The sequence below is a fragment of the Metallosphaera sedula DSM 5348 genome (assembly GCF_000016605.1).
Taxonomy (GTDB): Archaea; Thermoproteota; Thermoprotei_A; order Sulfolobales; family Sulfolobaceae; genus Metallosphaera; species Metallosphaera sedula.
Genome location: NC_009440.1, coordinates 1,228,475 through 1,254,315 on the forward strand (window position 1 = coordinate 1,228,475; position 25,841 = coordinate 1,254,315).

General features: G+C 45.7%; 24 protein-coding genes. 13 read left to right on the plus strand and 11 right to left on the minus strand.

The window, feature by feature from the left end; translation table 11 throughout:
• Positions 1 to 10 precede the first annotated feature (10 nt).
• The gene (locus MSED_RS06355) at positions 11 to 1,150 is read right to left on the minus strand and encodes an MFS transporter (RefSeq protein WP_012021199.1); all 1,140 of its coding nucleotides are present in this window, start codon (positions 1,148 to 1,150) and stop codon (positions 11 to 13) included.
• Positions 1,151 to 1,181: 31 nt separating this feature from the next.
• Positions 1,182 to 2,870: an MFS transporter gene (locus tag MSED_RS06360; RefSeq protein ID WP_012021200.1), complete on the minus strand. Its 1,689-nt coding sequence runs from the start codon at positions 2,868 to 2,870 to the stop codon at positions 1,182 to 1,184.
• A 194-nt stretch (positions 2,871 to 3,064) separates the two neighbouring features.
• Between MSED_RS06360 and MSED_RS06365 the strand changes: the two genes are divergently transcribed.
• On the plus strand, positions 3,065 to 3,472 hold the full coding sequence (locus MSED_RS06365; RefSeq protein WP_012021201.1) for a DUF3211 domain-containing protein: 408 nt from the start codon (positions 3,065 to 3,067) through the stop codon (positions 3,470 to 3,472).
• Positions 3,473 to 3,649: 177 nt separating this feature from the next.
• Here the strand turns inward: MSED_RS06365 and rfbD are convergent, their stop codons facing one another.
• Positions 3,650 to 4,531 (minus strand): dTDP-4-dehydrorhamnose reductase, encoded by an 882-nt coding sequence (rfbD, locus tag MSED_RS06370; RefSeq protein ID WP_012021202.1) that lies wholly within the window; start codon positions 4,529 to 4,531, stop codon positions 3,650 to 3,652.
• 101 nt (positions 4,532 to 4,632) lie between these two features.
• Between rfbD and MSED_RS06375 the strand changes: the two genes are divergently transcribed.
• Both MSED_RS06375 and MSED_RS06380 read left to right on the plus strand, forming a co-directional pair.
• The gene (locus tag MSED_RS06375; RefSeq protein WP_012021203.1) at positions 4,633 to 5,241 is read left to right on the plus strand and encodes a maleate cis-trans isomerase; all 609 of its coding nucleotides are present in this window, start codon (positions 4,633 to 4,635) and stop codon (positions 5,239 to 5,241) included.
• Entirely contained in the window at positions 5,229 to 6,044 is an 816-nt protein-coding gene (locus MSED_RS06380; RefSeq protein ID WP_012021204.1) for a hypothetical protein, read from the plus strand. The genes MSED_RS06375 and MSED_RS06380 overlap by 13 nt, the downstream gene beginning before the upstream one ends.
• Before the next feature lie 179 nt (positions 6,045 to 6,223).
• On the opposite strand, the gene MSED_RS06385 is transcribed toward MSED_RS06380, so the two are convergent.
• The 4 genes from MSED_RS06385 to MSED_RS06400 all read right to left on the minus strand — a co-directional run bounded on the left by MSED_RS06385 (position 6,224) and on the right by MSED_RS06400 (position 9,433).
• Positions 6,224 to 6,502, minus strand: coding sequence for a winged helix-turn-helix domain-containing protein (locus tag MSED_RS06385; RefSeq protein ID WP_012021205.1), 279 nt, complete (start codon positions 6,500 to 6,502; stop codon positions 6,224 to 6,226).
• 456 nt (positions 6,503 to 6,958) lie between these two features.
• Positions 6,959 to 7,912 (minus strand): DUF5305 family protein, encoded by a 954-nt coding sequence (locus tag MSED_RS06390; protein WP_012021206.1) that lies wholly within the window; start codon positions 7,910 to 7,912, stop codon positions 6,959 to 6,961.
• The gene (locus MSED_RS06395; protein ID WP_012021207.1) at positions 7,909 to 8,334 is read right to left on the minus strand and encodes a hypothetical protein; all 426 of its coding nucleotides are present in this window, start codon (positions 8,332 to 8,334) and stop codon (positions 7,909 to 7,911) included. Before MSED_RS06395 ends, MSED_RS06390 begins: the two co-directional genes overlap by 4 nt.
• On the minus strand, positions 8,324 to 9,433 hold the full coding sequence (locus tag MSED_RS06400; RefSeq protein ID WP_012021208.1) for a signal peptidase I: 1,110 nt from the start codon (positions 9,431 to 9,433) through the stop codon (positions 8,324 to 8,326). The genes MSED_RS06395 and MSED_RS06400 overlap by 11 nt, the downstream gene beginning before the upstream one ends.
• Positions 9,434 to 9,819: 386 nt before the next feature.
• Here MSED_RS06400 and MSED_RS06405 point away from each other — a divergent pair, with 386 nt between their 5' ends.
• Complete coding sequence (locus MSED_RS06405; protein ID WP_048060078.1) at positions 9,820 to 10,275, plus strand: hypothetical protein; 456 nt, start codon at positions 9,820 to 9,822, stop codon at positions 10,273 to 10,275.
• A 192-nt stretch (positions 10,276 to 10,467) separates the two neighbouring features.
• Here the strand turns inward: MSED_RS06405 and MSED_RS06410 are convergent, their stop codons facing one another.
• Positions 10,468 to 10,803, minus strand: coding sequence for a Rieske (2Fe-2S) protein (locus MSED_RS06410; protein WP_158497972.1), 336 nt, complete (start codon positions 10,801 to 10,803; stop codon positions 10,468 to 10,470).
• Positions 10,804 to 10,824: 21 nt separating this feature from the next.
• Entirely contained in the window at positions 10,825 to 11,409 is a 585-nt protein-coding gene (gene dps / locus MSED_RS06415; protein ID WP_012021211.1) for a DNA protection during starvation protein, read from the minus strand.
• Positions 11,410 to 11,677: 268 nt separating this feature from the next.
• Between dps and MSED_RS06420 the strand changes: the two genes are divergently transcribed.
• From MSED_RS06420 to MSED_RS06430, 3 genes are all read left to right on the plus strand, one after another.
• Positions 11,678 to 12,850 carry an NRAMP family divalent metal transporter gene (locus tag MSED_RS06420; RefSeq protein ID WP_012021212.1) on the plus strand — a complete coding sequence of 391 codons (1,173 nt, stop codon included), beginning with the start codon at positions 11,678 to 11,680 and terminating at the stop codon, positions 12,848 to 12,850.
• Between the two features lie 263 nt (positions 12,851 to 13,113).
• On the plus strand, positions 13,114 to 13,815 hold the full coding sequence (locus MSED_RS06425) for a hypothetical protein (RefSeq protein WP_012021213.1): 702 nt from the start codon (positions 13,114 to 13,116) through the stop codon (positions 13,813 to 13,815).
• Positions 13,816 to 14,280: 465 nt separating this feature from the next.
• Positions 14,281 to 14,607 carry a winged helix-turn-helix domain-containing protein gene (locus MSED_RS06430; protein WP_012021214.1) on the plus strand — a complete coding sequence of 109 codons (327 nt, stop codon included), beginning with the start codon at positions 14,281 to 14,283 and terminating at the stop codon, positions 14,605 to 14,607.
• A gap of 154 nt (positions 14,608 to 14,761) precedes the next feature.
• Here the strand turns inward: MSED_RS06430 and MSED_RS06435 are convergent, their stop codons facing one another.
• Positions 14,762 to 15,742 (minus strand): NAD(+)/NADH kinase, encoded by a 981-nt coding sequence (locus MSED_RS06435; RefSeq protein ID WP_012021215.1) that lies wholly within the window; start codon positions 15,740 to 15,742, stop codon positions 14,762 to 14,764.
• Positions 15,743 to 15,832: 90 nt separating this feature from the next.
• Here MSED_RS06435 and MSED_RS06440 point away from each other — a divergent pair, with 90 nt between their 5' ends.
• The 5 genes from MSED_RS06440 (at position 15,833) to MSED_RS12355 (ending at position 21,392) form a co-directional block, all read left to right on the plus strand.
• A complete protein-coding gene (locus tag MSED_RS06440; RefSeq protein WP_012021216.1) occupies positions 15,833 to 17,338 on the plus strand; it encodes an APC family permease in 1,506 nt (501 codons plus the stop codon).
• Between the two features lie 268 nt (positions 17,339 to 17,606).
• Positions 17,607 to 19,646 (plus strand): xanthine dehydrogenase family protein molybdopterin-binding subunit, encoded by a 2,040-nt coding sequence (locus tag MSED_RS06445; protein ID WP_012021217.1) that lies wholly within the window; start codon positions 17,607 to 17,609, stop codon positions 19,644 to 19,646.
• A gap of 30 nt (positions 19,647 to 19,676) precedes the next feature.
• The gene (locus MSED_RS06450; protein WP_048060079.1) at positions 19,677 to 20,711 is read left to right on the plus strand and encodes a tellurite resistance/C4-dicarboxylate transporter family protein; all 1,035 of its coding nucleotides are present in this window, start codon (positions 19,677 to 19,679) and stop codon (positions 20,709 to 20,711) included.
• Between the two features lie 41 nt (positions 20,712 to 20,752).
• Positions 20,753 to 21,118, plus strand: coding sequence for a DUF302 domain-containing protein (locus MSED_RS06455; RefSeq protein ID WP_012021219.1), 366 nt, complete (start codon positions 20,753 to 20,755; stop codon positions 21,116 to 21,118).
• A gap of 133 nt (positions 21,119 to 21,251) precedes the next feature.
• Positions 21,252 to 21,392 carry a hypothetical protein gene (locus MSED_RS12355; protein WP_012021220.1) on the plus strand — a complete coding sequence of 47 codons (141 nt, stop codon included), beginning with the start codon at positions 21,252 to 21,254 and terminating at the stop codon, positions 21,390 to 21,392.
• Between the two features lie 5 nt (positions 21,393 to 21,397).
• Here MSED_RS12355 and MSED_RS06460 read toward each other — a convergent pair whose 3' ends face one another.
• Positions 21,398 to 23,290: a 4Fe-4S binding protein gene (locus MSED_RS06460; RefSeq protein WP_012021221.1), complete on the minus strand. Its 1,893-nt coding sequence runs from the start codon at positions 23,288 to 23,290 to the stop codon at positions 21,398 to 21,400.
• Between the two features lie 1,076 nt (positions 23,291 to 24,366).
• Here MSED_RS06460 and MSED_RS06465 point away from each other — a divergent pair.
• On the plus strand, positions 24,367 to 25,677 hold the full coding sequence (locus MSED_RS06465; protein WP_144418765.1) for a YncE family protein: 1,311 nt from the start codon (positions 24,367 to 24,369) through the stop codon (positions 25,675 to 25,677).
• The last annotated feature ends 164 nt before the right edge of the window (positions 25,678 to 25,841 follow it).

The window sequence follows — 25,841 nt, forward strand, 5'->3', positions numbered from 1 at the left end:
TTTTTTCTTTCTATTTGTTCATCTTTCTACTTGTCCATGTATCCACTATTCTAACCCTGCTCATGAGTACAACACCTATTAACAACACGAGACCAAGGATAGTGAGAAGGACATCCCTAAATCCTAGGAGGGTGATCCCTATCCCGGAAAGGAAAGCGGTCGTAGATCCTATCATGGTTAGGGACGCAAAGAAGAGACCGTTTGCAACGTTCCTCATCTCAGGCGGGATTCCCCTTGTAATCATCACGGTGGACATGGGCATTGTTATTCCGTGGGGAATTCCCAGTATCGTTAAGGATATCATGAAGTCAACTAAGGATCTTGAGACTATCATGACCACAACTCCAGTCACGGTGAGCAAAAGTGACAGCAACACGCCCCTCTTCACCCTCTCCACCGGGGAAATAGAGAGGATTAACCTAGTTAGGAGAGATGCCAGGAAGAACAGGGAAAATCCGATTTCAATCTCAGCTGGACTAGACCCGAAACTCTCCCTCATGAAGATCCCACCAAAGGTAAGAAGGAAAGAGAAGACCAGTTCATAGCTAGCTATGTTGAGGATCGCCACCGTGAGAGCCGGGTTCCTCACCGTGGTTCTGCCTGAACCTGAAGAGACTGAAGCCCCATGAAGGAGGGGTATGGCCACTAGAGGAGCTAGGGCGAATGCTAGGAAAACGCCTCGGACGCCGAGGAATGGGATTAGTCTCGCCTCGATCAGGGGACCCATAACTAGGCCAATGCTAAGGGACAGGGCATAGATGTTCAGTAGCCTTTCCCTTGTCCTCCTATCCTCGGCCTTACCTGAGATCGTGATAAGGTTAGGCATAATGACACCGAGAGTGACCCCAGAGATGCCAGTCACGGCCCAGACGGAGAGAGAGGAGACCACAGAGAGAAGGGCCAAAGACAGGGAGTAAACCAGGAGAGTCGTGACCAGGACTACCCTGCTGGAATACCTGACTAGGAATGCACTTCCCACGAAGGTAGCAACGGTAAAGATGGCACTTAGGACCCCAACCAACAGGTTTGAGAACCCGAGGGAGTACTTGGCCAGGATCGGTAGAGTAGTTGAGATAACGTTACTTGAAGCCCTTATTAACATCGTGGAAAGGACAAGGGTTAAGGCCAGAAGTACCAGTTTCCTGTCCATGGAAGCTTAAGCGAGAACCGAGTAAAAAGGATCATTTACCTTGTCCCCTGGTAGTCTCCACAACTCTCTCCTCATAAATCACTGTCTTACCCCTAAGGGCTGAGGCTACTGCTGCGGCAAAGGAAAGTCCTGAAGCGGTGAAGAATGCTATCCTCAACGCTTGCATGAACGCAGGCGCTATGACGTTCGGGAACCAGGTATTCGCAGTTATCGTGGAAACGACTGAGCTTGGGATTGAACTAGCAACTGAAGGCGGAAGCTGTGACAGAATGGCAGAAACCGGGTTGTAACCAAGAAACGCCGCAAATATTGCTGCAGTGGGCGGTATCTTGGTCATGTAGGGAATTAACTGAGGAGCTCCCGCAGATGTCAATGCCGTAGATAAGGTTGTCGGTAATACTAGGTAAAGTACCTCGATCACTATTGTGAAGAATACACCAATACTCAATGTACTTCCCGTGTTGGTGAGCATTGCCCTTATCCCTGATGCCGATCCCCTGTGTTGTGGAGGGGAGGCATTCATGAGGGATGCCGTATTCGGGGACACGAAAAGTCCATTCCCAATACCCATGAAGAAGATGATTGTGGCAAACTCGAGATAATTGAAGTTGTAAGGCAATGTGGTGAGTCCCAAAAGCCCAACTCCCAGAATCACCAGCCCAAGGGTAGCTAGGGTCCTAGCCCCATATCTGTCGGAGAGCTTTCCGGCAATTGAACCCATTATTCCGAACCCTGCCAATAGAGGAAGTAGATATATCCCAGCCCAGAATGGGGTTACCTCATAACTGTAACCGTGAAGGGGTAACCATATGGCCTGTAACAGGAGGACAAGCATCAACTGGAGACCGCCAAAGGCTAATTGGGCCAAGATCACCGACGCAGAGGCCATGGAGAAAGCCCTAATCTTAAAGAGCTCCAACCTGAACATGGGATCTGGAACCTTGGTCTCCACAAAGAGGAAGACTCCCAACAGGGCTAACCCGCTCACAATCGCCGAGATTACGTATGGATTTGACCACCCGGTCGCCTGGTTCCCGTAGGGGAGTATCCCGTACGTTATTCCCACAAGGATTAGGATCAGGGAGACCGCGAACAGGACATTACCTGGAATGTCTATCCTCTGGTTCCTTTCCGGTTTGCTCAGTTGCTTGAGGGACTTCATTGACCAGATTGTCCCTAGGATTCCTATGGGGACGTTAACTAGAAAGACGTCTCTCCAATAGATTGAGGCCAGTATACCCCCTATAATTATCCCAGCTACTCCTCCAAATATTCCTATGACTCCGTTGAGGCCTAGAGCAAATCCCCTCTCCTTTGGAGGGAAAGCCTCTGACAGGATCGCCGCGCTGTTCGCCATTAAGAGTGCTCCCCCAACTGCCTGTATCACCCTGTAAATCACCAGCTGAAGGGCTGCCACATCACCCTGTCCGGGAGTCAGGTAGAGGAGTATCGATGCCACAGTGAAGATCAGAAACCCAAGGTTGTACATCCTCACCCTGCCAAAAATGTCTGAGATCCTCCCCACGTTCACGACGAGGATCGCTGAGACTATGCTATACCCAAATAGAATCCACAACAAGTACTGAAATGAATTGAAGGGATTCACTCCTATTCCGCGGAATATCGCCGGTAAAGAGATCAACACGATGTTGGCGTTCATGAAGCCCATGAAGACGCCAAGGCTAGTGTTTGATAAAGCAATCCATTTGTACTGAACCATACAATTAGAGGGTTAATCTTTATTTATTAAAGTTTCTTCGCATGATTCGAGTCAGGGCTTAAAAAAGGTGATTTTCTCTATATTAAATGTGATAGATCACGCCCTAGATTACTTATGAATAACAAGAGATTTATACCCGTGATTAAATTCCGTTTCAAAAATACTTTTAGGCATAAGTCGCCTCATTCTTATGTATGGAAATAACGAGAAGCATAAAACTGGATCATGAATGGGAAGCGGTCAGTACTATTCTATCTGATCCTGAGTTCGTAATTCCTAGACTCTTTCCACCGGTCAAAAGTATCACGGTTAACGGTTCTTCCTTTAGGGGTAGCGGAAAATATGCAATGAGGGACTTCGAGATATCGGGAACGGTTTTCAAGGGAACAGAGATTAGATATGTCTTCCAAGTGAAGAGTGGTGGAATAGGGACGGGAAGATTAACCTTCGCTCCAAGGGATGACGAGCTGATCCTTAAGTTCGAATATGAGGGAGTGTTTAAACGCGTGTTTTCCCTAACTGCTCGAGACAGGTGGATTGGAGGATTTCTGGAGAAGTTGAACGAAGAGATTAGACTTGAAAGGATTAGGAGAAAGATATGAGATTCTCGATAAAGGTTCCACATGTCAAGTACACGGGAGTTGATGCGATACTGAGAATTAATGGATGAATTACCGTCACAAATACTGATACAGATACTGGATGCTAGAGACAACGGAGAAGGGATTCTAGTGAGTAGGGGGATTGAAGTTTCGATTTCTCGAAATCTTAATTTCGCCTCACTTCCAGACTATATCGTTGGCCTCAATTTCCCTCCTTAACTCACTCAAGGCCTCCTGAAGGCTCATGGGTTTATGTTCAAGCGACATTGCCTTACTTACGTTGAGGGAGGAATTCATGGGCCTCCTAGCGAACCACTTCATCTCGTTGAAGTGAGCTGGGTTAATCAGGGTCTCATTTAGCCCAAAGGTCCTCGCGAGTGCCAGGGAGAATTCATATCTGCTAACCTGGGATCGGCCAGCGAGGTGCAACACACCCTTAATCCTCCTGTCCACGGCCTCCCTCAACATAAGGGAAAAGTTCGTGTTGAGGGTCGGAGAAGTAACCTGATCCACGAGGGCGTTAACCCTCTCCCCAGCCTTCAGCTTCTTGAGCAACCAAAGCGCGAAGTTGTCCTTTCCACTAGCAGGGTTACTCCCGTAGGGCGTGCTCGTCCTAACCACTAGGCTATCCACATCCCTCACGAGCTTTTCGCCCTCAAGTTTCGTTAGGCCATAAACGTTTACGGGGTTGGTCTCGTCCTCCTCCCGATAATTCCCCCTGGTTCCATCAAAGACGTAATCGGTTGAAATGTAAACCAGGAAAGCGTTGGTCCTCTTGCTAACCTTTACGATCTCCCTAGTTACGTCGACATTGAGGAGTCTGGCGAGATCTGGTTCCCTTTCACACTTATCCACGTCTGTGAGAGCTGCGGCGTGGATGATGACGTCCGGCGATAGCTCCTCAATGGGCCTCAAGTTTAGGGAGCTGAGATCTAGGACGAGAAAAGGGGAGGTCTCCGGTTGGCTCCTGTGGTATACCCCCACAACCTCGTAGTCCTTGAACGCCTGAACTATCCTCTTACCGAGGAGGCCACCGGCTCCCGTGACCACGACTCTCATGGATCAAACCAATCTCCTCAACCTTTAACTTTATGTCTCTCTGAATCTCGCCTTCCAATAAACTTATAAGTAAAAAATTGATTAATCTTTTAAAATGTAAAATGAGAATTTCTCTTATAATCTCTGAGGAAAATAAAGCATTGGAAAGGGATATTTCCAGGTTAATTGACGTTAACGCCTTCTACATGAGATACTACCCAGGTCATGGTGAAACCCCCAAGGAGAGAAGAAGAATGTTCCAGGAGCTCTCCAAGATGAAGGCGGAGATAGAGAAGGCTGACCTTATCATATACGCGAGATCCTACGGTGTATTCTCAAGTGAAGGATGGAAACTACTTCACTCATTCTTCTCGAAACCTGTGATCATCTCCACCGAGGAGATAGCGAAACGCGTTAGGGAAAAGAGGGTTTTCCTTGTGTCACCGTACAATCAGTACAGGCATGACTACGAGGTCAAATGGCTGAGAGAGTTTAGTAAGGTAGTAGGTTCAGTGGCTCTGGGAAGAACAGGTGGAGATGCAATATCGAGCACTCCTCCTCACCTTGTAGAGAGCTCTGTGAAGATAGGCCACGAAAATCCCGAGGCAGAAATAGTTTACGTTGCTTGTACCATTCTGTCCACACTTCCCTATCTTGACAGGTTAAAGGGAGGAAAACCTGTGATAACTGCGTCCTCTGTATTGATCGAGGGAGTTAAATGGGATGGATAGAGGACAAGATAAGGAGATGCAGATCGAGAGCCTGCGAGGAGGCCCTCCTTTTCGTGTCGGATAACCTGTTCAGAACTAGGAGGAACACACTGGATATCATGGATCAAGTTCCGTCCGGATGGTCAGGCCTCAACAAGCTAGTGAGGGAATACGTCAGGAAGTCTATGGTCATTTACCGTGGTCTAGTGTTTGAGGATGAGATACGTCACGCTGTGATCGAGGGTTATCACAGTGCCCTAAGGGGGAATCTCCACTCTGCTGAGGAGAGCAACAGGTTTATCTTGGAAAGGTTCTGTCTCTCTAGGTTCGTCGAGAGGACGAGTAATATCTACCTGGATCTCATAAGGAGTAGAACCTGGCACAGACTTGTGGATAGCGGGTTCATAATCACGAGTCTAGGTGAGGCCCTCTCCCGAAGGAAAAGATTGGGGACGAAGGCCAGTCTCGAGGGAGAGGGTATATTCCTCGCTGGGAAACCGGTGTGTAGGAAACATCTAACCTTTCCAGAGTACTCCAGCGATATCTCCAGGTTTAGAATCAAGGGAAAGGTGAAATGTAAGTGCGGTGCACCGGCCGTGGCCTTAACGCTGGCTATGCCAAAGGTGAGCGCACTGATTGGACTCACGTGTTACCTCTTGGGCCATGACTCTAGGACACTCGAAAGGATTTACAGCAACCTCTCTAGAATAATTCATCCCTACGGTTTCGTAAAGATGGATAGGGAGAAGGCAATCCTGATCTGGTTTAGGGATTACTTCATGCTATCGACAGAATTCAGTAAAATAATGAAGATTGATATATAATGATTAAAATAATCTAGTTTTCCCTAGTTTTATATCGTAGAAGATGAATATTATAACTATAGATACCAAGGATTTAGGAAGAATTTTTATTTAATCAACATCAAAGATGTACGATTTTTAAGGATTTAATTCGTATAAAAAAAGAAAATTGATCGTAGAGGGAGTACCTTCTCTACCTCTCAAACGTCAGCAATGTCATCCATCATCTTTTGCATGTTTTTCTTAAGTTCCTTGAATTTCCTCAGCTTATCCATGGTCTTCATCCCCTCTCCCGTCAACCTATACTTCCCTTCGGAGAAGGAGATTAGACCGAGGTCCATGAGATGATTTAAGTACCTAAGAAATGAGTCATAGTTGAGACCAGACTTATACATCAAGTTGGTCTTATTGGTTCCAATACCCGAACAGCCCTCTAGCATACTTAAAACAATTTCTTGTCTAGTTCTTCTTATCATCATAACCGGTTAAATTAACAACCTTTAACTTATAAACTAAATGTACGTGTGAGCTCGTAACCTTGACAGAATTGTGATCCACTTGTCAAATCTTTATATCCTAATACGGACAAAAACTTGATGAGCCAGCACAAGAGAGTGATAGTGGTGTCCACTGACTCACGATGTTTTCTATCTTCATTGAGTGAGTAATTCTAGAACTTTAAGGATAACGAAGACAGAAGATCATCACACATTCTTCTATTGAGGTTCCATGAACAAGGCGCCAGGAGAAGGCGGATCATCAGATATAAGCCTGAAAACCTCATATGACTCTTACTGTCTGGAGTATTTGATTACTTAACGCCAAATCTACGAATGGTTCTGATTCGGAGAATGACGTTAATTTTAGGATACTCCACACACTACATAACTCTTCAAAAATAAGTGCGGTGAAGATTAATAAAAAACTAAAAATAATTAACTTTTATACCAAACATAAGCGGTATCTGAGTCGATAACGTAATATCCCTTCTCGAACCTCACAGGAGTTCTGGATAAGGTTTTCGTGAGTTTCAGCAGCCCCCTAGCGCTTTCAACTTTGACTTCTCGAGTAACTGGTGGATTTGTCCCGCTCACTGACAACTTCCTCAATGTCCTCTCTGCCGCTGCCTCCGGATTCATGGCTTCTCCTGCCTTAGGTCCATAGACGAAGGAGACTCCTCCAAACAGTGCAAATATTCCTCCAGATATGAACAGCATCTTGTTGTACCCAGTCATCCCCTTCACAAGGTTCTGATGATAAAGCGTCTGGGTCACGTTACCCCCTGGATCCTGAGAGAAAGTATAGTTCAGCGAGCCGAAATACACCTCCATGCTCTTATCAAGGGTCACTGGAATATTTCCCTGACTACTGTGGAGAGTCAGGTTGGCGACAACCACGAGCTTTATTGTAAATCTACTGGAACTGATCCCCACCTGCTGATTAATTTTCTGGGTTAAGTTATTGTACTGAGTTATGTTGGGAGAGTACTGGAAGAAGAGTGACTGTCCTGAGGAGTTTTGGATCACCCCATGAAAGCTTCCCAAGTACTTTGTCCAATCGCTTGTGGAAAGATATTCATAAACTACGTAACTTCCATTGTACGAGGTGGGCGAACTTCCTGTGGCATTAACGTTGGCGTGTAGATTCACGCCCTCCACGAGTTTGGAGAACATTGAACTGGCGTTCACGCACGAGGCGTTGTTAAACAGGATGGAGTTGTTGATATGGAAATTGCTCCACAGGTTTAGTTGAGCCTGATAGCTATACGTTGGGACCTCATAACTCCTATAATAAGGAACGTTGGAGGCGTAGCCGTAATAGATCATGGTCCCTGAAATCGACAGAAATAGGAGGCATATTGCAAGTGCCAACATAGTTTTAGTTTTCATGAGAGATCAACCCCTACCAGCCCTAAGCTACCTTGAGCAATGAACATTTGCATGGACACGGTTGGAGTAGGTACTGAGGTTGAGTTGAGTGTGACCTCAGCACATGGTATTTGATTAAAGTACTGAATCACCAGTTCCCCGTTCTGGAGCGTGTACGATCCGTCTGTTTTCACGCTAACTATGGAAGCGTGGGGGCAGATAATAACCACTTGAATTTGGTTTGTATAGGATACTAGGTACACATCATTTAGCGACAGATCATAAGTTTGATTTCCCTCATACGAAATGGAGCCATATGCCATTGTGGGTCCTATCTCAAAGACCCCACGATTCGAGACACCAAAACCTGGCATCCAGGATGAGAGAACCAGAAAGGATGCAACTGCGATCATGAACATGGTTAGAGCTATCTTACCAATCATCACTTTTCAACCTCACAATGTACACGAACATTATAAATGGCAATGTACTAATGACCGAACTAATCAATAGCAACTCCAGGGGATAGTATTTCAGACCCTCTGCCAGCGCAGAAATAGGGAAAAGGGTCGGGATTACGAAGGCCTTGACCACAACCAACTTAAGTCCCTGAGATCCGTTTCCTATTGCGGTGAACCTCAGGTGAAGAGTTTGAGAGGGCATAAGGATCATGTTTGTTGGAGTCACGTTATAGTAAGCTGAGCTCGAACCCTTGACCGAGGATACCTCGACATATTCAGGTATGAGAAGTCTGTTAGTCACGTTAACGACGTAGGAAGATGAATGTCCATGTAAGATGACCCCCAGGTTTATTGAGGGCGTGTTTAGAGCTCCACCTCCGATCTCAACTGGAGTATTAGAGGTAAAATACGAAAAGGTGGCGGAGAAGGACATCGCGAGGGAGGCAATAATCGTAAAGGAGATGACCACAATACCTATAGCCAACATAATTCCCTTCGTGGAAATCCTCAGCTCTCTGCGTTGATGCCTTCTGTTGAAGGACGTATCCAGGATAAGGAAGGATATTCCCATCAGCGTGAGAATTATAACCCCCTCCAAGGAGTTATTTTCTAGGAAATAGACTATAGATCCTATTCCCGGAACAATTACGGGGTTACCACCTAGGATAAGGAGCTTCCCATAGACCTCTGAGGAGTTCACAGGGGGCATGTATATCTGATCCACATAATCATCATTTATCCCCTTGGTGATGAACCCCTTGGCAGTGGAATTTACCACCTGGTGGATTATGTAAGGTGGATATCCCGGTATCTTCCCGTAATCTGGATCGTGAAACACGATCATGTCTCCTACATTCACCTTTCCTGCAAAGGGTTCCGGTACAATAAACACCAACTCCCCCGGCTTAAGGTAGGGATACATACTATATCCGCTAGTAAATGCAACGAATAGGGGTCTTCCGTCGAGATTCGCAGAGATTACGGCAATTGAAAAGATCAAGAGGATGACAAGGAAAACCTTAAACAGCAATTTTAGGATAGGCTTAACGTATTCCCAGGTCAGGTCGACAACAGGGTTCAAGGACTCTCAACTCCATAGCCTGAGCTAATTAATATCATGATCTACTGACTGTTTGAAAAATATTTAAAATACTCTCATTTAATCCTGCCCTAGTACATACTTGACTATCTCACTGGTAGTCACGAAAATCTCCACAAGGTAGTTAACCCCTGCGGAAAGTCTTCATCTAGAAGATTTGATCCGTGTCTCGTTACTCATGTATTACCTGTTGGGGCAGATATATAGTAGTTTAAGCTTTGCTCAGTCCCATTTTATTAACTCTTCATATAATTAACCATGATGTTATGTTTTTGACATTACTCGAATTAATTAACCTTGTACTATCCGCGACCAGTTTGATACTGTTATGGAAATTAGTTGATTATTACGATAAGATGATCTCATCTATGAAGAACAAGGCGATAAACGGAGTCGTCCTTGACTTTTTGATGTCGCTCACTGACCTGTTAACCCAGGGAGACGCAATGAACCTTCTCGAAGATCTGCTAGTATACATAACGAATCTTCAGGGAAAGGAGTGGAACGATATATACTCTGAGGTTATCAGCAAGTTTGTTCCCATAAAGAGGCAACTGGAGCTCGTGTTAAGTAAGGCCAATGGAATAGGTGACTTGACAAATAGAATCAATTCTTCTAGGTTTATCACAAGGTCGATCAAGATTCTCTCGGTCATAGCTGTGATAGAGGCAGTGCTAGGACCCTTCTCTAGACTAATGAGCTCTTTTCAGTTTCAGGTCGTGCTCTACGGAAACGTTATCCTTCTTATTTTGATCATCATTGTTCTCTTGATTCATGTTTCCAACACTGTTAAACTGATGTCATCAGTGAACAAGACAAATTAATGGATCGATTGAGCCACTCGAGATTGTGTTTTGACGTTCGGTATGCCTAGAATAAGCAACTAATCGATCAAGTCCCACTTGTCAAACTTCATTTTATTGTGTTTACGTTTAGTGTGTGTAGTATTTAATTACTTGGCGCCAATTTGAATAGTTCTGATCTCACGAATGACATTAATTTTGATATGTTCCACACTAGTCTACGTTAACGAATAGCTCATCATTTACTATCTTGATATCGTAGACTTTCAAATCTGGGGACCGAAACCACGATCCCGGTTTATTGCTGTAAATGTTTGGTATTAGTTTTCCATCACACAAATCATACTCGTAATAATGTAGGTGACACCTTATTCTGCATCTCCCGTCGCATAAGACGTCTCCATACTCCAGATTTCCTCCCTTATGCGGACAGTACGCATCCATGGCAAATATCCTATCCCCGACTTTCACAATAACAACGTCCACATGGTCAAGCCGGAACTTAGTGGGTTTTCCCTCCTTAAGTTCCGGTGCTCTACATACCTTCACGAACATCTTTATCCCAAAAAATCACTCATATCTTGATTTCCTAGAGAAGGGACCTTCCCCTGGATAGTTTCTCCTGAAGTGGCCCGATGGCCTACTGTAAAGTAGCTCCATGAACCAAGCCTCATGCTCTATCTCTTCCTGCAATATTCTCTGTGCAAGGTCATAGGTTCTGGGATCTTTTCCGTAGGTCATGTCACATACCTCCTTCCATGTTCTTATGGCGCACTGCTCCGCCTCTAGTAGCACCTTCAGTATCTCCTTAGGATCTTTCCAGTTCTCGGGCAGGTACGCATCAGCACATGCAGACAACTCAGCCACTTGCCTTATGTCCTTAGGTAATGTTCCACCTAATTCGTAGATTCTTTGCGACATGAGTTCAAAGTGTAGCCTGTCCTCTAATCTAGCGTCCTCGGCTATCTCCTTAAATCCCTCTCCTTCCATACCCGATAGATGCATCCTGAGATTCGTGTAGTAGTAGTACGTCGTGAACTCCGCTGCTGTTGCTCTCACGAGCTTCTCTATGAGTTTCTTGACATCTAATCCAGATTTTTCCAGGATTTCTACGCCCACTACCGTAGGCTCATCCCTTTGAGGTTTATCTTGCATTTATTCACCCTCATAATCTAGAATGAATACTATATTATAAAATATTCTAACTAAGAGTTACTCCAATCTTCCTAACATGATCTTAATAGTAAGAAATAATAGTTGTTGAAAGTTAATTTTAGATAAGAATACTTATAATTTAGTTAGTAGCAAGATCTGGTAGGATGTTTATGAATTGTGTACAGAACCATGAAATTCAGGGATGTCTTAGCCATCGAGGACAACAGTGTGAGATTACCTCATCTACTTTCTAACTGAGGTGAAGAAAATGAGCATAAGGGATTCAGCTAAACTTTTTGGACCTGCATGGATAGCTCTCTTGGCAGATTCCGACGCGGCCAGTATTTTAGGAGGAGTATCGTCCGGAGAAGAATTTGGTTACAGGCTAATCTGGTTCCTGCTAGTTCTTTCCATTCCTCTGTTCATTATTCAGGAAGCCTCTGGGAGGTTGGGAGCGGTATCAAATCGAGGTATTGGCACACTAATCAGGGAAAACTACTCTAGGAGAACATCTATACTGGCTACAATTCCAATCTTCGTGGTCGACTTTTTCACTTATCTCAGCGAATATGCTGGGATAGCTATTGGATCTGTTTTGGTGGGAATAAATCCCCTAGTCGGGTTACTGATGTTCTTTGGACTTCATGTTCTGGTTATTGTAACCAGAAATTATCAGATTACGGAGAAATCCCTTATTCTCACATCGGTTATCTTGATCTTGTCGTCCCTCATTATAGTGGCACCAAGAATTAACTCTGGGGAGAGCCTGGTTTATTTTTCGAGTTCTCGGAACTACTTCTTTTATCTAGCAATAAACGTTGGTGCCGTGGTCACGCCTCCTTGTATGCTGATTTACCAGAGCTCTGCCACGGCAACCAAATACTCTTCCCTAAGGATAGATACCTCAAAAAAGGTGTCCTGGCTCAATTTGGAGACAGTCGCGGGGTCTATAGTGACCGAGATCATTGTTGTAATAGCTGAGATCGTGGGAACAATCCTAGGTGGGGTTGACCCAGAGGATCCATTAAAGCTGGGAAATGTCCTAGGTCAGCTCCGTTTCATATTTGGTGTGACCCTAATTACTGCAGGTTTTCTTACACTCGTAGTAGTCTCCTTAAGTAGTGCCTGGGGAGTTTTAGAGGCCATTAACAGAAACAGCTACAATAATACTATAAAGTTATATATCCTGGAATCTATTCCCGCAGTTCTTATCATCTTATTAGTGGGTAGTAATTATTCGACGATAGTTAACTTCGCCTTGACCTTACTCTCGCTGTCGCCCATAGTTGTTGCATTGCCAGGTATACTCATAGGGATACTTTTGAGCAAACGCGAAATCATGGGAGGATATGCATATGGCAAGGCGAGACTAATCCTGTATTTTGTGACAATAGCGTTGATAACGTTGGGCGGAATTATAGGTATCATTGAACTGGCATAGTGATAGTGTCATCTCTACCAAGAATCACAGTAATAGGTAACGTTTCGTCATCTTAAGCGGGCAGACAAAGGATGAGTTGACGTAGTTCATTTGACGATGATTGGCCCGTTTCAAGAAATCGACCAAGTTAGATTCTTACTCTTTTTAGTAGATACGATGTCTAGTCCTAGATATATATCACACAATTTTTGATATATATTTTATTTTAACATGATGAACTTAATTTAAATAGTTGGTCTCGCTCTTATGTTTTCAGTGAAACCGTGAATCTGAAAACTGTAACCGCAATATCCGTGTTAGTCGCGTTAGCTACAGTGTTGTTTGCCCAGATGTTTTTAGTGGGTTTCAGCATTGGGACTGACGTTGGTGGAAGCGTTGTGAACATTAATAGTCATGACGCTCTAATAGAGATTCAACCTCTTGAAAACTTCGCTACTGTTAACGGCGCAGGTCAGTTGACTGTGAATCTACCTGAGGTAGGACCTGGTAGTGCTCCAGCTACAAATTTAGTTAATGATCAGGGGAATAATTATACGGCTATATATGTCTGGAAAGTAGTTGATGTACAATATAATGGAAATGGTACATTAATGGTTAATGCCTCTATCGAGGACGCACACTTCTCTCCATCTAGCGTAGATCAAAATATTGGGTTCCTTATACTTGCTTATCCAAACACTTCAACCCTAAACTCTAACGAGTTGTTCTCCAGTAACATGATCCCAATCTCTCAGTCAGCTACCCAAGCTAAAAGTGGGCAAATAAGTCTTGGTGGAGTTACGTTCACATTGCTGACAACAGAGAATATAAACCAACACTTCGCTACATCAGGTGTAACCTTGACTGGTGGACAGCCTGGCTATGATATATTGATAGTAGAACTGTTAGTCAACAACCCAGGTGCTCCTCAACAGACAACCTTCGATTACTACCTGAACCTCTACGGCTATCAGTTAACCGAGTAACACGAAATATTTTCTTTTTTTTTTTTATAAATGAATCTCTTTTTATTTCATATAAATCTACTCTAAATTCTGATTTACAGTACCTGATAAAGATTCTTATTAAGCGTCTAAAACCGTTTTTCATGATCTCAGATTATGTAGAGTTTAGGATGAGCAGGGCCTCCTTGAACCTGGAAATCTGAATGTAAGTTAAGTTCCACAAGGTCATGAATGAGTTCATAACTATTGTAGTTGCAGTTACGATTCCCCCTTTTACCACGCGTCTTCCATGAAGGCATAGCCATTGACGGCGTTGCGACAATCAAGGTCAATCAGGTGTCCGTTAGAGTACCAAAGTTATGATCAAATGGAAAACCTAGATAGCCTTACACCAAGAAAAACTTGACAGGCGTTAGGTGATTTCTGTCAAATGATACATACGCAACATGAGAGACTTCTTAAATATTCCCGAGAGATCTATTTATCATGACGACGAAAAGGCGTGGGAAACTAGAAATTTACCTTGATATTCTGTCGATCTGTGCCATGGGAGGGAAGAAGACTGAAATTATGTATAGGGCAAACTTAAGCTATGACCTACTTAACAAGTACCTTAACGATCTTGAGCAGAACGGGTTCATAGTTACAACCGGTAATCTAAGGTGTTTAACTGATAAGGGCCAAAGACTGCTTGACCTTCTGGTGAAACGCGAAAATGTTAGGAAAGAGGTAGAGGATCTGGAATTCAGAATATCAATGATGACCTCTCGTGCAGGGAGCCTGAAAGAGATCGAAATTAGTAAAATCAACTAGAAAGGACCAGTTAAAAACTCTGGATAAGGTACTTATTCCTCTTAAGAGATGTTTTATCTTCGCAATGGAACAACATGACAATCACTATCTAGAAGCTCTAACTTCGAATCTTTCACTATATTAATAGTCATTTGAGACTGGGTCAAGATGTTAGTCATGCTCTACTGACTCTGTAGATTCTCTGCTGAATGTTTCGAGGATTCGCAACTCTTTTCACAATCCCCTTTTTTACGAGAATTGAGAGGGCGTACCTTATGGTCCTGTCTGGAAGACCCGTCTTCTCCACTAGTTCCTTCGGTGTGGCCTCACCGTAAATCTGAAGCATCTTTAACACAAACTTTGCACTTGGTGGTATGTCCTGACTTTCGAGGGTAAGCTTTACCTTCCTCTCGATGTTCTCTCCAACCTTCTCGGTGAACCTAATGAGGGATATTGATTCTCCTCTCTCCACAGTGACCGCATCATTCACCCTGACCCTAGCGACCCCATCGAGGATTGCCTCAACGTTCACCTGACTTGAGATGTCCCTTATCACCATCCTCGACCCGTCTGGAACCACAAGACTTCTCCTTATGGGGTTTAGGGAATTCACGGGAACTAGAACGAACACGGGGGCCCCCTTCAGAACCATGGGACCTCCGGCGGAGAAAGCGTAGGCGGTTGATCCTGCAGGCGTGGCCACAATGATACCATCAGCCTTATCGCTCCACAGGACCTCGTCATCAACGACGAGGGAATACTCCATGAGAGTTGCACTCCTAGAGGGGAAGAGCGCGAGCTCGTTAAGGGCGTACACTGGCTCGTTATTCCCGACACAAACCCTTAACCTCGTGAGTTGCTCCACGCGATAATCGCCCATGGAAAGCCTCTCTAACCCGGGCCTGAGTTGGTCCCAGTCCACCGAGGAGTAGAAGGTGGAGTAACCTGGAGGGCTCACGTGGAACACTGGAACCTTGGGAGCGCCTAGTATCTGGAGGAGTTTCAGGAGATCCCCGTCAGTTCCCACCTCTATCACTGCGTCGTAACCCTCTGAAACCTCCTGAATCCCGTACTCCCTCAGGAGTCTCCTCACCCTCTCCCTTGTTCTGCCGTCCCCCTCCCCGTGGAGGAGGACCCTCTTCACGGCATCTGGCATTTTTTGCCGATCCCCTCCTACCCAGTATGCATATTCTGTTAGGATAATGATGATTTATGAACATTTTCTTATTTTAGAGTTTGGGTTAACATGTCCAAGTTCCTCAGACAGTCCTCCGGGCTCGTGAAACAGGCCACCCTCAAGGATCTCGTAATGCTCAACGTTGCAAACATGGGAGCAGGGCTGGCAGTTTTCCAAGGGATTTCGCCCTACATAGTTCCTGGGGCAAGGCTGTGGGTGGCCTCTCTCCTCACCTTCCTTATCTCGCTTCCGCTCGTCCTCCTGTACACGTCACTCATGACAAGGATGCCAAGGACGGGTGGGGATTACGTGTGGTTATCCAGGAAGTTAAATGGTGCCCTAGGTAGCATCATGGGAATAGCCATAGCCTTCAACATGCCTCCCTTCTTTGCGTTATCTGCCTTCTTCTCGGTGTCCGCGATCAACGCAGTGCTCTCAGAGATCGGGGTGCTGGACAACGTGAAATCGTTGGTCTACCTTAGCAATAACGTGTTCGTGAATCCCTACGGAACCCTCACCCTGGAGCAAGAACTCCTGATCTATGGACTGTCAGCTCTCGCGTTTCTAGTGATCATTTTCCTGAACATAGTGAAGCCGAGGTGGGGATACACGTTAACGACGTGGCTTGGAATCTTCGCTTCTGCGACCCTGGCACTCGGGGTTGTGATGATCCTAGCGAACACCGGCGATTTTCACCAGGCCGTGGAGGTCTTCCTCTCTAGGGAGGGCGTTACGCCAACTAGTTATACTGGTCCGTCGTTCAGCTGGGGGTCCACAATTTACATGATTCCCTACTTCGCGTCCTATGCGTATATCTGGCTCTACGCTGGACCCGCGGTTGCAAGTGAGGCTAAGGGTAACGTGAAACTTAACCTCGTGCTCGCAAGCCTACTAACCACGGCAATGATTACAGTACCCTTCCTGGTCATGGACCTAGTGGGAGGGTACGCCTATAATGCCTCCCTCTATCCGTCTTTCACCTACAACTTCTGGACTGCGGCAATAGCAGTTTCGCCTCCCTTGATACAGTGGATACTGGGGCTTGGTCTTATCTCCTGGAACTTCTTTGTCATGGCCTTCGGAGTCGTCGTGTTCTCGAGGTACGTCTTCGCGTTCTCCTTTGACAGGGTCTTCCCTAGCTTCTTTGCCAAGTTAAATAGGGCATCTTCTCCTTATCTGGCCCACATACTTGACCTTGTCCTGACGCTGATCTTCCTCGCAATTCCGCTGATCTCCGTAAATGGTGCTGAGTCGCTGTATGCGTACACGCCATTAGCTGCTATCTACCTCTTCCTGGTAGGATTAACGGGAATGAAGGTGGGGAAGGAGGAGAGGAGCAGGCCTTTGATGATACTGGGAGCGCTTTCGTCTGCCTTTATGGCCTTCCTTGCGTACGAGTCTGTGACCAATCCCTTCTTCGGGGTAGTCTCTAGCTCGGGGATAAACGTGATTGGTACCGGGTACCTTGTGGCACTGGTCGGGAGCGGGGCAATAATTTACGCCATCGCAAGCTGGCTAAGGAGGAGACAAGGCATTGAGCTCAAGGAAGTGTTTCAAGAGATTCCGCCCGAGTAACAGGAGAGTGATAAATCCATGTCTTATGAACCTGCTAAGGTTTCACTTAAGCGATATCCCGGTATCAAGTCTTCACATAGGTAGTTACCTAGACTGGCTAACCACACTAGGGGATAGATAAGCCATGATCATAATGTAAGTTTTCGACACCAAGTTCGTTTAAGGCCAAAAGCAAAGTTGTACCTTAGCTTGGCACTATTACACTGATCACGTGGTAATGAAACACGTTCAAGAAAGGCTTTTAATGTCCATCTTATAGGCAATCGTTATGATCAAGATTAGGGAACACCTAGATGAAATCACGGGACACGGTAAATACATAGATGATGTGGATCTCCCCAACACTGTCTATCTTGGCGTGGTTAGATCGCAGGTGGCCAGGGGAAAGGTGCTCGATATCTCGAGAAGCGATAATGTCCTCCTCTTCCTGGATTGGGACTCAGTCTCAACTTACATGCCAGTTAGACCAGACCCTAGGACGAAGAATGTCGTAAAGATGCCTATCGTGAGCGATGGGAGAGTGAACTTCGTTGGCCAGCCCGTGGTCGCCTTCGTTGTTAAGGACAGATACGAGGTTGAAGACGTGACTGACGAGATAGGCGTGGACTACGCCCAAGAGACGCCCATCCTCTCCGTGAAGGACTCCATGAGGGAGGAGATCAAGATACATGAGAAAGGGAACATTGCAATAGACCTTGATCTAAGTGGCGGAGATCTAGAGCAACTGGTGAACTCTGAGGTCACGGTCGAAAGGGAGCTCCTCCAAGACAGGATAGTTCAGCACCCCATGGAGCCTAAGGGTGTCATCTCGTACTACAACGGTGAAACACTCACCGTGATTGGATCCTTCCAGTCGGCTTTCAGGGTGAGGGCAGATCTCCAGGAAGCACTTGGGGTCTCACCCGAGAAGATTGTGGTCCAATCTCCTCCAAACGTTGGTGGAGGCTTTGGGAACAAGGTCCCTGCCTATCCGGAGTACGTCCTGACTGCCCTGGCCTCTATGAAGCTGAGAAGACCTGTGAAGTGGATCGAGACTAGGAGGGAACACCTTACCAACCCAACCCAAGGGCGGGGAGTCTGGTCTAAGGTTAAACTTCACGCCAAGAGGGACGGTACAATCCTAGGCCTTGAGGGGACCATTGCCGTGGATCTAGGTGCTTACGCCTTCACCATCAACACAACCACCCCAGCATTCATTGCCTCCCTCACGAACGGTCCCTACAAGATGAGGTTCGCTAAGTTGAGGGCACTAGGCGTTTACACGAATAAACCTCCCACCGGCCCATACCGCGGAGCCGGGAGGCCTGAGGCAGCCCTAATCACTGAGACACTTGTTGAAGATCTGGCAGAGACGCTGGGTCTTAGCCCCCTTGAGGTTAGGAAGAAGAACCTCCTGGACGGAGAGTTCACAACCCCCCTGGGAGTAAAGATAGATAAGGCTGCGTACAGGGAGATGTTTACAAGGGCCGAGCAGGTTTACCACACTCTCAAGGAGAGGCACAAGGGAAAGGCGATCTCCTTCATAGCCTTCACTGAAGTTGTGAGGGCGTCCCCCGGCGAGGGTGCTAAGGTGAGGGTAGGAAGGGGAGAAGTCTTCATTGCGGTGGGCAGTGGACCCCACGGACAAGCCCACAGAACCACGTTCGCTCTCCTAGCAGGAGAGGTGCTTGGGATTGACCCGAACGAGATCAAGGTTGAGGTAAACAACACCTCCCTAATCAAGGAGGGGATAGGTAGCTTCGGGAGTAGGAGCGCAGCTGCCGGTGGGTCAGCCGTGATTGAGGCCTCCAGGGCAGTCCTCCAGAAGATAAGGGAAAGGGGTCTCACCGTGAGGCAGGCCATAAACTCAGACGAGGTTTTCGAGGCTGAGACCTTCACCAAGACTTCGGACCTCTACACCCCTGGAATACATATGGCAGTCCTCGACCTGGACAAGGAGACGGGCTTCGCCAGGGTCCTCGAGTATTACGCTATCGACGACGTTGGGAGGGCAATAATCCCATCAGAGGTTGAGGGACAGATCGTGGGAGGCGTTCTACAGGGAGCTTCCCAGGTCCTGCTTGAGTATGCACCGTATGACGAGAACGGTAATCCCGTGTATGGATCAATCGCAGATAACGGGTTCCCCACTGCGGTTGAGGCAGTTCGCAGGGTAATTTCAGAGTCCTTCTCTACCCCATCCAACACCTTGAGCCAGGCAAGGGGTGTCGGTGAGGCCGGAACCACTGGGGCCCTCCCTGCAGTTTTCATTGCCCTTGAAAAGGCACTCCACAGGAAGTTGAGCGGGACCCCCTACCTACCAGGGTAAGATTTTTTCTTGAGTGTAATAGCAGTTCCCATGCTCAAAAGGATACTTTTTGAGATCTCTGTCCTCTCACCTTCCTATTTCGGCAGTGTAATGGCGACTGGCGTCGTTTCCATCATCCTCAAGCTATACGGTCTGACCTCAGTCGCGGCTCTAGTTGCGGTTCTGAACTTGATCTTGTACACCTCCCTAGTCCTCCTTAACCTAGTCAGGATAATCAGTTACAGGGATAGGGTGAGGGAGGACCTCCTGGATCCGGGTAGGGGACTGGGTTACCTCACGGCCATTGCCGGTACGGACGTGGTTGGTGACGACTTAGTCCTGGTCCTCCACATGGAGAGCATATCCCTTGTACTGTGGGGAGCTAGCCTGGTTCTCTGGATACTCCTTCAGTACTACTTTCTCTTCACACTGACGGTGAGAGAGGAGAAGGGAGGAATTCAGGATGTTAACGGTCTCTGGTTACTTCTTCCCGTGTCCACCCTTACCCTCTCAGTGCTATCCCTAGACCTGTCGACTAAAGTCCCTCAGTTAATCTACCCTGGCTTAATCACGTACTTTGTGGGATGGGTAACTTACCTGGTCATCACGGTCTTGATCTCATCTAGGCTCTTTCTATCTAGGGTGAAGGCGGGAGACGTGATCCCAGCTTACTGGATCAACGGAGGGTTTCCAGCACTGGCCTCCCTATCGTCCTCCCTTCTCATCCTTCATGCCAGTCCCTCCTTCCCAATTCTCCTAGAGCTGAGGTCATTCCTCCTTGGTACTGGAGTGTTGGTATGGGCCTATGGCACCTGGTGGATGCCCCTACTCTTTCTCCTCTTTGCCTGGAAGCACCTCGCGAAACACATATCCTTCCTCAAGTATGACTTCCAGTTCTGGAGTGCGGTGTTTCCCATAGCGGTGTACGACCTTGGAACTTACTTTACGGCAAGGGTGACCGGAATTCCTGGTGTCTCGCTCATCGCCCTGGTGTTCGCATACATATCCGTGGGTCTGTGGGTATATCAACTCTCGGGGTTCGTGTACAACATCCTCGTGAAGTTGAGGAAACCCATAGATGCCTAACTTGGGCAAAGACATAAAAGAGAACCCCATATCTGGTCCCGATGATCAGGAAAGAGTTCCCCGTTCCCATGGATCAAGTACTCCCCAGGATCAAGGAGAAAATCAAGAACCTAGGTGCCGAAATCTTTGCCGAAATTGACCACGCGCTTAATGCAGAGAAGGTAGGCCTCAAACTGGAGCCAACGAAGGTCCTCATATTCGGCAACCCCAGGGTCGGGACCCTCCTCATGCAGGAGAACAGGGACATAGCCTATGAGCTGCCACTGAGGCTCGCCATCTGGAGTTCCGGTAACAGGACATTCGTGGTATACGAGTTGCCCAGCGAGATAGGGAGAAAATTCGGCATAACCAACCTCGACGTCCTCAGAAAGATGGACGCCTTCATGGAGAATGTGGTAAACCTATAAATCTATTTTTCATTTATCTAAATATTTTCTACTGAATCCTAGAATACTTTATCTTCCGAGTTTGGTCTAAGCATACTTAAAGAGGCACAGTAACTTTTTAAACATTACAGTATTAGATTAAATCGGTGATAAGATGATTAAGCTCCTTGGAAGGAAAGAAGTTCCCTACGACATGGCAAAGATGCCTGAGGACTTCCTTAAGATAGAGTATCCAGAGTACTACAACTCATTGAAGAAAAGGAAATACGAAGATCCCATGATGTACTTCTCCTGAGTTTTTTACTTGAGCAAGGAGAGGATGTTTCTTACTTCAAGGTTCTCGTGTGGGCAGACCTCGACACATCTCGCACATCCCACGCAACTTACCCTGTTGGTGTAGCCCTGCCTAATGATGTCCTGGCTTACGGGGATTTTTACTGGGCATGAGGAATCGCAATTCTTTGTGGAACAAGTCCTGCACGTCTCTAGGTTCTTGGCTCTTATCTTGAATAATACCTTGTTGAAAATTCCAGTGAAGGTTCCAAAACCACACCATCCCTGCCTTGCGCACGAATAGGTCCCGAATATGGGGGTCAGGAAATAGAAGAACCACCACACATAGTTTAGGGTGAACATACCGTAGAAGTTTAGGGGATCAAGCGGAAAATTAACACCATGTAACTCCTGCATAACGTAGAGTCCTAAGAACAGAAACATGGGGATCATCAGGATTCGTCTCGCATACTCCCAGATCTTGGATGAGGTCTTGGCCTGAAACTGTTCGTAAAATATGTTGGAGAACATATGGGCAGACATACACACTAGATTGCAGTAACTTCCCCTACCGAATAGGATAGACGCTACCACTATAACACCCAGGGAAAGGGCAAACGTTGCCAACGTAACGGGGAATATCATACCGCTCATTCCGAACACGTAGAAATTGGTGTAATAGGGGATCAATACAACGAAAATGGGAACTCCAACTAGTATTGCGAGCGTCCAGTTCCTTAGGTATCTGCTCTTAACCCTCTTGTACCTTTGATATACAAGGAATGACATCTCCGCCCCCATCATGATTACGTAGAATGGTGACATCGTCGTACTCATTACGAGCATGAAAGGGGTCATGAAGAGGGATATCAAGAAACCCTTGTGAAGATACATCTCTGTCATCGTCAATGGATTAATGGGGAATAACCACCAGAAGGGGTTGGTGAAGGGCGATCTCATGGCCATCCCCGAGTGCGACATGGAAGTGCCGTGATGCATCACGGAACTAGAAAAGATCGCGTTGGTAAGATTGAAACCCAATACGCTCTCCCCAAAGCCCATGGCTAGCTCAGCCAAGTTTACCAGAACTAGAAAAAGGAATGGATACCTTAGCTTCATCTGTATCCTCGAGGAAGGGACGTTAAAGAAGATCAGGAAAAAGTACCAAACCATGGATATGAGCATGGCCAAGGTGATCACGTATAGATCGTTAAATCCCGCAAAAAACGAAAGCCCAAGCATCATAACAAAATCAAATAATGCGAGGGATATGGAGACCAATTGTCCCCTCAAGGTCGTCTGTCTCATTTCTATGATGTAAAGCATGACAATGTTCACTATCATGATGAGGGAGGACATTAAGGAGGTTACCAATTCCACCCCCGCAACGCGGTATAGGGACGGCATGAACGCCATGGACAAGGCGAACGTGGTTAATGACCAATCCACCACGCTCTTAGTTCTGGAGATTGCCATGAAGTAAACCCCATCCCCCAACATCATGAGACCGAACGCTGGATTGTCTACTGCCGTCAGGATTGGATTTGGTTGAGGGGCGAAGGAACCATAAAGATATCCCATGGAAACTTCATCTACCAGCAGAGCAATCGAGAGAATTGCTGAAAGCCTCAGGCTTCTCCTCACGCTAACTCTTTCAGATTTTACTAGAAGGGAAAGGAGCATGGGAGTAAATGCTACACTTAGGGTAACTGGTTCCATAAAAAGTGAGCCATGTAAAACAGCGATGTATGCGATGGAGACACTCTCGCTTGACATGATCAGGGTAACTGAGATGAGGAATAGGATAGCCTTCAGGTTCACAAATTCCTTCCTTAGAACATAACCGAATATCCAAAAATCTATCAGCATCATGATTACAATATAGATAACTGAGAAATCGAACAAAATCTGTATCGTCATTCCGGTCAATACAGATCTTCTCTCGGCAGACTTTAAATTTTACATTTATTCTAGATTTCTAGAAAATATATAACTAAATAAATCAAGTTTACCCCGGTGACATCATAACGATATAATTCTGAAAAAGTGAATAGATCCAGGTGTTTCGGTAAAATTAGTTCATATTATTGTGGTGAATTTACGAATATCTTCGTAACCAGATTTTCCCTGGGAAACCAGTCCGTGGAAGAAGTTCCTTCTCGCGAGGAAACGAAGTCAAGAAGGGCTAGACATGGGAAAGAAATCTCCAGATTGAGGTTAGTTCCTGTGAGCTAAGCTCCGCCACGATAGTAGCATGTGAAAGCTGAGGATCCAAACGGGCCAGCACGGAGATCTCGAGGTCTCAGGGTATCCTTATGATTTTCACCTGGTTAAAGATAGGGTAGCCTGGTAAGCTCCTCGATCTGGGGTACTCAGATTTTGGATGAGGGTATCAAGGCCGACTAGATGTGGATTCCTAGACAAGATGATCCATTCATAGATCCTAACCTCCGTCCTCGCAAGACTGGTCACATCACGTTTCCAGTAACAGAGGTGAGCAGACTTGAGAACTTCTGTTCCTTTCGAAGGGGGTACTTGGGTAAGATGTAACTAAAACGTGATCCTCCTATCCACGCATACTATCTTTCATCCTAACTCCAGGGTATAGCCTCAGGATTCGTCAGTTTCAATGGGACCATAATGCGAATATAAGCCTCGAGATGTGAGGCACTAAGTTAGGTTAGCCTACGAGAGAATAATTGACTCTAGAATATAACTTCAAGATAACGTTACAAACATATTAAAAAGATTTTTATACTAGCGTTCACAAAAATATTGATGTATAAATGAAATTCTTAAAATTTTCGTTTATTTTTATTGTATTATTTACAACTATGTTCTTGTTATCGGTGTTAATCCCTGCGACTGGCTCGTATACATCTATGGGCTCGGGGATAGTTGGAGAATCAGCTAATTCCTATAATTTAGTTCACCAAGGACTTGGGTCAGATTCGACTAGCCATTCTCGGTCAATGAACTACATAGGCTTAGGTGTGATGAACGATTACACCTACACTAGGTCAGTTAATCCCATGATATCGAATGGGAACAAGAGTGAACAAACAGGTATGGTTCCTAATAACGATCCATCAAGTACATCAGGTTTTACAGTGTACAACATATCTGTTGATGGTGGTCAGGATTACGCTATTTACGATCCTTCTAATGGTTATGTGTACGTAGTAAATTACAATTCAAGTATACTGTCTGTTATATCAGGTACTAAGGTTGTGGCTAATATTAGTCTTGGTTATTTTACCACCCCACTTTATGCTGTTTACGACCCTTCCAATGGTTACGTGTATGTAACGAATTTTGCTATTGATACAGTCTCTGTTATATCAGGTACTAGTGTTGTAGCCAATGTTTCTGTTGGTGTTGCCCCGGAGTTTTTAGTTTACGACCCTTCCAATGGTTACGTGTATGTATCGAACCTAGATTCAAATAACATGTCTGTTATTTCGGGTACTACTGTTATAGGTAACGTCCCTGTTGGTGTTGGCCAGACCTATTCTCTTTACGATCCTTCCAATGGTTACATATACGCGATTAACGGTAGCCCACATTCAAATTCAGTGATTGTCATATCAGGGACTAAAGTTGTAGCTAGCGTCCCTGTTGGTTCAGACCCGACGTGTTTAGTTAACGATCCTTCCAATGGTTACGTATATGTAACGAACTTACATTCAAATTATATGTCTATTATCTCGGGTACTAAAGTTGTAGGTAATGTGTCTGTTGGTGTTGGAGCGAGGGAGGCTGCATACGACCCTTCCAATGGTTACGTGTACGTAGACGTATTATACGCGCTTGGAAATACATCAGTCTCTGTTATCTCAGCTAATAATGTTGTAGGTAATTTGAAAGTATGTAGCGGGACTCCTCCCATATACGACCCTTCCAATGGTTACGTGTACGTTGGTGGTGCTCCTTCAGATACAGTCTCTGTTATCTCAGGTAATAATGTTGTAGCTAACGTCCCTGTTGGCTTAGATCCAGTCTACGCTCTCTACGATCCTTCCAATGGTTACGTGTACGTAATGAACTACTATTCAAATAATGTATCAGTAATTATGCCGAAAAGCTCTAGCACGTCTTCCCCTACTTCTGGAACACCTCCAACCAATACGAGTTCGACTACTTCCTCGACCAATTCGTCAAGTTCCACATCGACCTCATCCTCAGGCATCCCGTCTTCTACTTCCAGTAAAAGTAATGGATCTCCTTTCAATCTAACATTCTTGATTTTAATAGTCACTGTTGTGGTTATTATTGCCTTAGCCTTCGTGTTTATTAAGAAGAGATAAGTAAATGAAATAGATTTTTCTTTAGTCTTTATTATTTGTTAGAAATACTAAATTCCGATAATTTACTAAAAAGGTGAATGAATGATAGGCATTCCCCTGTAGTTGAACCGCCAATCAAAATTATTAGGTTATATGGGAGATCGGCATGGTCTAACTTTTCCCTA

What these genes read in the sequence shown, in the direction of transcription:
- dps (WP_012021211.1), bottom strand. Translation starts at nt 11,409, where the DNA reads ATGCAAGATAAACCTCAAAGGGATGAGCCTACGGTAGTGGGCGTAGAA.
- MSED_RS06420 (WP_012021212.1), top strand. Translation starts at nt 11,678, where the DNA reads ATGAGCATAAGGGATTCAGCTAAACTTTTTGGACCTGCATGGATAGCT.
- MSED_RS06385 (WP_012021205.1), bottom strand. Translation starts at nt 6,502, where the DNA reads ATGATGATAAGAAGAACTAGACAAGAAATTGTTTTAAGTATGCTAGAG.
- MSED_RS06365 (WP_012021201.1), top strand. Translation starts at nt 3,065, where the DNA reads ATGGAAATAACGAGAAGCATAAAACTGGATCATGAATGGGAAGCGGTC.
- MSED_RS06455 (WP_012021219.1), top strand. Translation starts at nt 20,753, where the DNA reads ATGATCAGGAAAGAGTTCCCCGTTCCCATGGATCAAGTACTCCCCAGG.
- MSED_RS06440 (WP_012021216.1), top strand. Translation starts at nt 15,833, where the DNA reads ATGTCCAAGTTCCTCAGACAGTCCTCCGGGCTCGTGAAACAGGCCACC.
- MSED_RS06405 (WP_048060078.1), top strand. Translation starts at nt 9,820, where the DNA reads ATGAAGAACAAGGCGATAAACGGAGTCGTCCTTGACTTTTTGATGTCG.
- MSED_RS06460 (WP_012021221.1), bottom strand. Translation starts at nt 23,290, where the DNA reads ATGACGATACAGATTTTGTTCGATTTCTCAGTTATCTATATTGTAATC.
- MSED_RS06390 (WP_012021206.1), bottom strand. Translation starts at nt 7,912, where the DNA reads ATGAAAACTAAAACTATGTTGGCACTTGCAATATGCCTCCTATTTCTG.
- MSED_RS06360 (WP_012021200.1), bottom strand. Translation starts at nt 2,870, where the DNA reads ATGGTTCAGTACAAATGGATTGCTTTATCAAACACTAGCCTTGGCGTC.
- MSED_RS06395 (WP_012021207.1), bottom strand. Translation starts at nt 8,334, where the DNA reads ATGATTGGTAAGATAGCTCTAACCATGTTCATGATCGCAGTTGCATCC.
- MSED_RS06375 (WP_012021203.1), top strand. Translation starts at nt 4,633, where the DNA reads ATGAGAATTTCTCTTATAATCTCTGAGGAAAATAAAGCATTGGAAAGG.
- MSED_RS12355 (WP_012021220.1), top strand. Translation starts at nt 21,252, where the DNA reads ATGATTAAGCTCCTTGGAAGGAAAGAAGTTCCCTACGACATGGCAAAG.
- MSED_RS06435 (WP_012021215.1), bottom strand. Translation starts at nt 15,742, where the DNA reads ATGCCAGATGCCGTGAAGAGGGTCCTCCTCCACGGGGAGGGGGACGGC.
- MSED_RS06380 (WP_012021204.1), top strand. Translation starts at nt 5,229, where the DNA reads ATGGGATGGATAGAGGACAAGATAAGGAGATGCAGATCGAGAGCCTGC.
- MSED_RS06430 (WP_012021214.1), top strand. Translation starts at nt 14,281, where the DNA reads ATGACGACGAAAAGGCGTGGGAAACTAGAAATTTACCTTGATATTCTG.
- rfbD (WP_012021202.1), bottom strand. Translation starts at nt 4,531, where the DNA reads ATGAGAGTCGTGGTCACGGGAGCCGGTGGCCTCCTCGGTAAGAGGATA.
- MSED_RS06465 (WP_144418765.1), top strand. Translation starts at nt 24,367, where the DNA reads ATGAACGATTACACCTACACTAGGTCAGTTAATCCCATGATATCGAAT.
- MSED_RS06450 (WP_048060079.1), top strand. Translation starts at nt 19,677, where the DNA reads ATGCTCAAAAGGATACTTTTTGAGATCTCTGTCCTCTCACCTTCCTAT.
- MSED_RS06445 (WP_012021217.1), top strand. Translation starts at nt 17,607, where the DNA reads ATGATCAAGATTAGGGAACACCTAGATGAAATCACGGGACACGGTAAA.
- MSED_RS06355 (WP_012021199.1), bottom strand. Translation starts at nt 1,150, where the DNA reads ATGGACAGGAAACTGGTACTTCTGGCCTTAACCCTTGTCCTTTCCACG.